The sequence below is a fragment of the Streptococcus sp. GP0011 genome, assembly GCF_030546305.1.
Taxonomy (GTDB): domain Bacteria; phylum Bacillota; class Bacilli; order Lactobacillales; family Streptococcaceae; genus Streptococcus.
Map to the genome: position 1 here is coordinate 460,048 of NZ_JAUONR010000001.1, position 8,328 is coordinate 468,375.

The following is an 8,328-nucleotide window of genomic DNA, read 5'->3' on the forward strand; positions in this document are numbered from 1 at the left end:
ATAGAGAAAGAATTTTATGAAATTGAGGATTTTATGATGTTTTCATGGATTGCAAGAGTTATTAAAGGAATCGTCATCGCCTTAGGATTTATCCTACCTGGAATTTCTGGTGGTGTTTTAGCAGCTATTTTGGGAATTTACGAGCGAATGATTAGCTTTCTGGCTCATCCCTTTAAGGATTTTAAAGAGAATGTCCTATACTTTATCCCAGTAGCAATCGGGATGTTGCTAGGCATTGGTTTGTTTTCTTATCCAATTGAGTATCTGCTAGAAAATTACCAAGTCTATGTTTTATGGAGTTTTGCTGGAGCTATCATCGGTACAGTTCCTAGCCTCCTTAAAGAATCTACTCGAGAATCTGATCGCGATAAGATTGACCTAGTCTGGTTCTGGACTACCTTTATCCTTTCAGGTGTCGGGCTCTACGCGCTAAACTTTGTTGTTGGTTCTCTCAGTGCTAGTTTCGCTAGTTTCATCTTAGCGGGTGCTCTTTTAGCGCTTGGTGTCTTGGTGCCTGGTTTAAGTCCGTCAAATCTACTCTTGATTTTAGGACTGTACGCTCCAATGCTCACTGGTTTTAAGACCTTTGATTTATTTGGTACTTTCCTTCCTATCGGAATTGGTGCAGGTGCAACCCTCATCATTTTTTCAAAATTAATGGACCACGCCTTGAACAACTACCACTCGCGTGTTTATCACTTCATCATTGGGATTGTGCTATCAAGCACCCTCTTAATTTTGATTCCAAATGCTGGAAATGCTGAAAGTATCCAATACACTGGACTTTCTATTGTGAGTTATGTTCTCATTGCCTTCTTCTTTGCGCTTGGAATTTGGCTTGGTATCTGGATGAGTCAATTGGAGGATAAGTATAAATAATGGCAAAGAAAGTTAAGATAAAAAAAACCTTGGTCGAACAAATCTTGACCAAGGCGGGTATTGACCATACTGGTATTCAGATCAATGCGCTTGAGGGTGAACTTCCTTCAGAATATGATCGAACTCACATCTTTAAAACCTTGGCTCTATTAGGGGACAAAACAGGCCCAATCATCGGAATCGTTCCCATAACAGAACACCTCGCTGAGAAAAAACTAGCAAAGGTTTCTGGTAATAAAAAAGTGAGCATGATTCCTCAAAAAGATCTGGAAAAAACGACAGGCTATATTCATGGGGCTAATAACCCCGTCGGCATTCGCCAAAAACACAATTATCCTATTTTTATTGATCAGACTGCTTTGGATTTAGACAAAATGATTGTCTCTGCTGGAGAAGTCGGGCATAGTATCATCATCCGACCTCAAGACTTAGCCAGCTTTGTAAAAGCGGACTTTGCTGATATCTTGGAGGAAAACAACTGATGAAACTCTATTTTGTCCGTCATGGTCGGACTGTCTGGAATCTTGAAGGACGTTTTCAAGGTGCTAGTGGCGACTCTCCCCTTCTTTCAGAGTCCATTGACATCCTAAAACAACTTGGGCAGTATCTCAATGAAATTCATTTTGATACGATTTATTCTAGTGATTTACCCAGAGCAGTTAAGTCTGCTGAAATAATCCAAAGTCAACTCCAGGCTCCTTGTCCTTTAAAAAGCATTCCTGACCTACGTGAATGGCAACTTGGCAAACTAGAGGGATTAAAAATTGCTACGCTCAATGCCATCTACCCACAACAAATCAAGGCCTTTCGCTCTAATCTGGCTCAGTTTGATACGAAGATGTTTGAAGCTGAGTCCCTCTACTCTACGACTCAGCGAACCATTCAGTTTATCAAATCTCTGAAAGAAAGTCCGGCTGAAAACATTCTGATTGTCGGGCATGGGGCCAATCTCACTGCTAGCCTTCGTACACTTATAGGCTATAAAGAGGCTCACCTCCGCAAAGAAGGAGGCTTGGCCAATGCTAGTCTGACAGTTTTAGAGACCGATGATTTTGAAACCTTCACTCTAGAAAGATGGAATGACACTTCCTATCAAAGAAAATAATGGAACTTGATCTTAATAGTCAAGTTCTTTTTAGTTTTCAAAGAATATCCGTGAATTTCTCTGCTATTTATGATAAAATGGGAGTATCGCAAAAAATGACTCATCGTATTAAATTTTGAGTAAAATTAGGAGGAACCCATGTCTACAGAACATATGGAAGAACTAAATGACCAGCAGATCGTTCGCCGTGAAAAAATGGCTGCGCTCCGTGAACAAGGAATCGATCCCTTCGGAAAACGTTTTGAACGTACTGCTAACTCACAAGAGCTTAAAGACAAATTTGCAGAACTTGATAAAGAACAATTACATGAATTAAATGAAACTGCTACTATCGCTGGACGCTTAGTAACCAAACGTGGAAAAGGGAAAGTCGGCTTTGCCCATCTTCAAGACCGAGAAGGTCAAATCCAAATCTACGTTCGTAAAGATGCTGTTGGTGAAGAAAACTACGAAATCTTCAAAAAAGCAGACCTCGGTGACTTCCTTGGTGTCGAAGGTGAAGTCATGCGTACAGATATGGGAGAACTTTCTATCAAGGCAACTCACATCACACACTTGTCTAAAGCACTTCGCCCACTTCCAGAGAAATTCCACGGTTTGACAGACGTTGAAACCATCTATCGTAAACGTTACCTTGACTTGATTTCTAACCGCGAAAGCTTCGAACGTTTTGTTACTCGTTCAAAAATCATCTCTGAAATCCGTCGTTATCTAGATCAAAAAGGCTTCCTTGAAGTGGAAACACCTGTCCTTCATAATGAAGCCGGTGGTGCTGCTGCTCGTCCATTTATCACTCACCATAATGCCCAAAATATTGACATGGTGCTTCGTATCGCTACTGAGCTTCACTTGAAACGCCTTATCGTTGGTGGTATGGAACGTGTCTATGAAATTGGGCGTATCTTCCGTAACGAAGGAATGGACGCTACTCATAACCCTGAGTTTACTTCTATCGAAGTTTACCAAGCTTATGCAGACTTCCAAGATATCATGGACTTGACGGAAGGTATTATCCAACACGCTGCTAAGGCAGTTAAGGGTGATGGTCCAGTTAACTATCAAGGTACTGAAATTAAGATCAACGAACCATTTAAACGTGTTCACATGGTAGATGCTATCAAGGAAATTACTGGTGTTGATTTCTGGCAAGACATGACTTTTGAAGAAGCAAAAGCTATCGCTACTGAGAAGAAAGTTCCAGTTGAAAAACACTACACTGAAGTTGGTCACATTATCAACGCCTTCTTTGAAGAATTTGTCGAAGAAACCTTGATCCAACCAACCTTTGTCTATGGACATCCAGTAGCAGTCTCTCCACTCGCTAAGAAAAATCCTGAAGACGAACGCTTTACTGACCGTTTTGAGCTCTTTATCATGACTAAGGAATACGGTAATGCTTTTACTGAGTTGAACGACCCAATCGACCAGCTTAGCCGTTTCGAAGCCCAAGCAAAAGCTAAAGAGCTTGGTGATGATGAAGCAACTGGTATTGACTACGACTACATTGAAGCCCTTGAATACGGTATGCCTCCAACAGGTGGTTTGGGTATCGGTATCGACCGTCTCTGCATGCTCCTCACTGATACAACTACTATCCGTGATGTATTGCTCTTCCCAACAATGAAATAATACTCTTCGAAAATCTCTTCAAACCACGTCAGCGTTTCCTTGTCGTATGTATGGTTACTGACTTCGTCAGTTCTATCTACAACCTCAAAACAGTGTTTTGAGCAGCCTGCAGCTAGCTTTCTAGTTTGCTCTTTGATTTTCATTGAGTATAAACCCTTATCCTCTGGTACTTGCCAGAGGATTTTTCGATACAAAAAGAGACTGAGAAAAAACTCAATCTCTTTTCTTATTCTTGATTTTTAACTTGACTGGTGGCTACATCTTCCCCAAACCACTTCTGACTGATTTCCTGGAATTTTCCTTCTTGGTATAGTGATACAAGGGCTTGATTCAGAGCAGCTAGCAAAGTTTTATCAGCAGGTCTAACACCCACTGCAAAAGCTTCACTTTCAAATCCAGCTGAAAAGACATTGTAGTCATTTAATATTCCTTCAGACTGGAGATAATAATTGGCATATACCCGGTCAATCAACAAGGCATCAATCCGATCATTTTTCAAATCAATTAAGGCTTCATTGAAACTTTGGTATTGATTAGCCTTCTGGTCTTTCACTCGATTCTTGAGTAGTTCGGGTTGTCCTTCAAAATTCAAATAACCAGAAGATCCAGCCTGGGCCCCTAAAACTTTGTCAGTCATATCCTGAATTGAGTGGATATTTTGAGACTTTTTAGAGACCAAAACTTGTTGATTTTCCATATATGGAATGGTAAAAGCAACCTTCTCTTTCCGTTCATCTGTAGCTGTATAGCCATTCCAGATGGCATCAATGGTACCATTTTGTAGTTCGGTTTCTTTCATATCCCAGTCGATGGGTTGAAATTTAATCTGAATTCCTAGCTTTTCAGAGACAGCTTGGGCTAGGTCAATATCAAAACCTGCATACTGGCCATTCTTCTCCTCAAATCCCATGGGAACAAAGGTATTGTCAAAGCCAATAGTAATGCTACCCTGCTTTTGATATTTGGCCCAATTATCCTGATTTGGATCACTTGCCTTCTGAGTACAAGCCGTCAGGAAGAAGCTAAAGAACAGAGCAAGTACAAGGGCAATTTTCTTTCTCTTCATAGGCACCTCCTACTCCTACTTTGGATCAACCTTAAGAATCTGATCAGCAATGTTTTCCGCAAACTGAAGATCGTGGGTCACAACAATCTGAGTCATCCCACGCTCTTTATTTTGAAGGATAAGTTTTTCTACTTCTAATCGCAATTCTGGATCTAAGGCTGATGTAGGCTCATCATATCCAATAATTTCTGGGTTTATCATCATAGCGCGAGCTAAAGCCACCCGTTGTTTTTGCCCACCTGAAAGTGAGAAAGGAAAGGCATCTGCATGTCCTGCTAACCCAAGTTGTTCTAATAAACCACGCGCCTTCTTCTCAGCAACTTCCTTCTCCATGCTCATCGTTTTTATGGGCGACAGAGTTAAGTTATCTAGAACTGACAAATGCGGAAAGAGTTGAAAATCTTGGAAAACAAATCCCAGAAGATTGCGCTTTTCTAGTTCGTCTATAGCTAGCGATTCGCCGTTATAGTAGATTTCCCCCGAATCGATGGTTTCTAATCCAGCTAACATACGTAATAGGGTTGTCTTTCCGCCTCCTGATGGACCTACGATTGCAAGGATTTGCTTTTCAGGAATTGATAGGCTGAAATTGGTTAAGATTTGTTTGCCACCAAAGGCCTTGTTGATATTTCGTAATTCTAACATAGCAATCCTCCTATCTGTAATAACTGTACTTCTTCTCAAGTTTTTTCGCTACAATGGTTACAAGACCAATCATAATCAAATAAATCGCTCCAGCTAAAAACATAGGAACAAGACTGGCATCTCGATTGGCTGCTGTCCGACTAGCCAAAATCAAATCTGAAATCCCAAGGGCATAGACCAATGAAGTATCCTTGACCAAACTCATAATTTCATTAAAGACGCTCGGTAAGACAATCTTTGTAACCTGAGGCAAAATAATATAGCGCACTGTGTCAAAAGGACTAAACTTCAAGACCTTAGCAGCCTCATATTGACCTTTAGGAATGGTTTCAATCCCACCACGAAAGATTTCAGCAAAGTAGGCTGCATAGTTCAATACAAAAGCGATCACAGCAGCAGGCAAACGATCTAAACGTATCCCAATGCTAGGGAGAACATAGTAAATAAAGATTAATTGCAAGAGCAAGGGAGTCCCTCGCATCACCCAAATATAAAGGTCAATCAGATAATGGAGGGGTTTCCAGCGGACTTGTAAAGCAAAGGCAACGACAATACCTAAAGGAATTGAAAAGATCAAGACCAGAGCAAAGACTTGAAGAGTCATACTTGCACCGTTCAATAAACTTGGTAATATCTCAAACATATAAGACATACTGCACCTCCTAAAAATTATTGTTCCTATTATAGCATAAATAAACAATTTAGCAAGGGTTTTTGTAAAAAAATTCTATAATTATTGAACTATACACCTTTATCTAAGAAATCAGAGCGAAATATCATCTTACAGAATTCGAAGAATTATAAGGATTCTAGACGAGAATATAGGTTTAACTTCTAATTCTGAGAGAACAATAATCAAAATATTTTTATCAAATATCTATAAAGATTTCAATGATATAGAACTCTATTTACTCTCATTCACTTCATACCTCTAGAGATATAAAAAAGAACCACTTTATAAGAATAGTATCATTTCTACTATCCATACAAGTGGCTCTTTGATGATGCCATAGCAAGGGCATCAAAATTTTTCAACTAGATTATTTAACTTTTTTGAAACGGAATAAGAGAATGGAACCAAATGCAAGTACTACTCCTACAACAGTAAGCAACATAGTCATTTCAGAAGTACCAGTATTTGGTAGTTCTTTAGTTTCTCCTGGTTGTTTAGGTTTGTCATCAGAAGATCCTGGAGTCTCAGCAGCATAAGTATTTGTGATGGTTGGATTATTGCCTGTAACTTTTGCTACAAGTTTACCTTGACCATTGTCTGCAACTTTTACTGTTACTGTATAAGCATTTTTATCATAAGTTACACCAGCTTCACCACCATCTTTTTCAGTGATAGTATACGTGTGAGTTCCTGCAGTAGTGTATTCAATTGCTGGGAAAGCAACTGTTCCGTCTGCAGCATTCTTAGCTGTAGCTACAAGTTTGTCGCCTTCTTTCAATTCAAATTCATATTTATCTGCCTCAAGAGTTTTACCATTTAGGACTTTTTTAGCAGTAATTGAAGTTGTTGCAGATTTAGCAGAATACGAATTTACAAAAACTTTATTGTCATATTTAACACTTGCAAACTTCTCACCATAAACATCTGTTACAGTAACTTCTGCGTTAATAGTCTTATCATCGTAAGCAAAACCTGGTTTTTGATCATTAACTTCTTTGATCTGATACTTATAAGTACCCACTGTAGAGAATTTAACGGCTTTAAATTTCACTTTGCCATCTTTATCATTCTTAACAGTTTCCACAACTGATCCGTTTGGATCAAGTAGTTGGAAGCTAAATTCTTCAGCAGCTAAGTCTTTTCCTTTTAACTGCTTAGAAACCTCAAATGAAACTTCTGTAGAACGTGAACCTGAACTAATACCTTCAGTTGTGGTTAATGGTGCAAAACCTTCTACATCAAAGTTTTCAGTCGAAGTCGTAATTTTAACGTTATTGAAAGCTTTCTTTGTTGTATTATCAACTGGAGCTGTGATACGAGTCTTATAAACTACATACAAACCTTGGTTGATTAGATCACCATTACCATTTGGAGTAATAGTGAAGCGATTAGAATCTTGAACAACAATGTGACTTGGATTCAAAAGAGGATGATGTTCATCCTTACCCCATTCAGTAAAGTAGTAACCTGTAATCTCACTAGCTAATACTTGCCCTTCAGGGATTGTATCTTGAATCGAAACGCCTTCATAAGGATTAGCATATTTGTTTACGCGAATATACCAATTAATATAATTTGGATCGTTCGTATCTTGAACTCCCCATTTAGTAAATCCTGTTGGATCCTCATCTGGAACAATACGAGTCAAATTGTATACTCCTGCTCCAGGAATGTCGATTGGATATGATTTATTGAGTTCAACATTATCAGCCCATACAACAGTAAATAAGGCCGAAATTTGTTTCTCTTCAGGTAAGTTAGCAAAATAATCTTCGTTAGTTACCGTTACAGTCGCTGTATTTACAGACTTATTTGTCGTTAACTCAGCAACTTTAGTGACTCCATCGTTACCAAAGATTTCAGTAGTTGAATCTGTTTCAATTTTGAATTCATTTGGAACTTTATAAACCATAAAGTCACCATTCTTCAACGTTGTTGAGTTGTCGAATTTGTAGGTGGTTTGAAGGTAAAATTTCCCTTCACCATACTCTGCACCGTCAACTAACTTATTATTGTTAATTGTCGGTACTGTCGTTAGCGTATAGCTACTAGATGGTAGTTCAGCAGCTTTAACCACATTGCTAGTTCTTAGTACTGGGATAAATACTGAAGCTACTAACAATAGCGCCATGAATGCATGAGAAAGTTTTTTATTAATCTTTTTCACAACATTTGCCTCCTTTATTTTTGGGGATAGATTCCCTTATTTATTATTATATATTCTTATATAAATTTGTCAAGTATTTCATAGTAGTTGTTTGTGTCTAAATTTTTGGGAATAATCAAATATCCTTATAACTCAATAAGAAAGCGAGATTTTTCAGACAAAAA

At 38.6% G+C, this 8,328-nt stretch carries 8 protein-coding genes; 4 read left to right on the forward strand and 4 right to left on the reverse strand.

Annotation, left to right across the window (positions count from 1 at the left end):
- Nucleotides 1-36: 36 nt before the first annotated feature.
- The 4 genes from Q4443_RS02305 to lysS all read left to right on the forward strand — a co-directional run bounded on the left by Q4443_RS02305 (nt 37) and on the right by lysS (nt 3,613).
- A complete protein-coding gene (locus Q4443_RS02305; RefSeq protein ID WP_049479426.1) occupies nt 37-879 on the forward strand; it encodes a DUF368 domain-containing protein in 843 nt (280 codons plus the stop codon).
- Entirely contained in the window at nt 879-1,361 is a 483-nt protein-coding gene (locus tag Q4443_RS02310; protein WP_049479415.1) for an aminoacyl-tRNA deacylase, read from the forward strand. The genes Q4443_RS02305 and Q4443_RS02310 overlap by 1 nt, the downstream gene beginning before the upstream one ends.
- Nucleotides 1,361-1,984 carry a histidine phosphatase family protein gene (locus tag Q4443_RS02315; RefSeq protein ID WP_049479414.1) on the forward strand — a complete coding sequence of 208 codons (624 nt, stop codon included), beginning with the start codon at nt 1,361-1,363 and terminating at the stop codon, nt 1,982-1,984. The genes Q4443_RS02310 and Q4443_RS02315 overlap by 1 nt, the downstream gene beginning before the upstream one ends.
- A gap of 138 nt (nt 1,985-2,122) precedes the next feature.
- On the forward strand, nt 2,123-3,613 hold the full coding sequence (gene lysS, locus Q4443_RS02320; protein WP_049518598.1) for a lysine--tRNA ligase: 1,491 nt from the start codon (nt 2,123-2,125) through the stop codon (nt 3,611-3,613).
- Between the two features lie 226 nt (nt 3,614-3,839).
- Here lysS and Q4443_RS02325 read toward each other — a convergent pair whose 3' ends face one another.
- The 4 genes from Q4443_RS02325 to Q4443_RS02340 form a co-directional block, all read right to left on the reverse strand.
- The gene (locus Q4443_RS02325) at nt 3,840-4,679 is read right to left on the reverse strand and encodes an amino acid ABC transporter substrate-binding protein (protein WP_049518597.1); all 840 of its coding nucleotides are present in this window, start codon (nt 4,677-4,679) and stop codon (nt 3,840-3,842) included.
- A gap of 15 nt (nt 4,680-4,694) precedes the next feature.
- Nucleotides 4,695-5,324 (reverse strand): amino acid ABC transporter ATP-binding protein, encoded by a 630-nt coding sequence (locus Q4443_RS02330; RefSeq protein WP_000891744.1) that lies wholly within the window; start codon nt 5,322-5,324, stop codon nt 4,695-4,697.
- Between the two features lie 10 nt (nt 5,325-5,334).
- Nucleotides 5,335-5,976, reverse strand: coding sequence for an amino acid ABC transporter permease (locus tag Q4443_RS02335; protein ID WP_000121156.1), 642 nt, complete (start codon nt 5,974-5,976; stop codon nt 5,335-5,337).
- A gap of 388 nt (nt 5,977-6,364) precedes the next feature.
- Nucleotides 6,365-8,164, reverse strand: coding sequence for an FctA domain-containing protein (locus Q4443_RS02340; protein WP_049518595.1), 1,800 nt, complete (start codon nt 8,162-8,164; stop codon nt 6,365-6,367).
- Between the last annotated feature and the right edge of the window lie 164 nt (nt 8,165-8,328).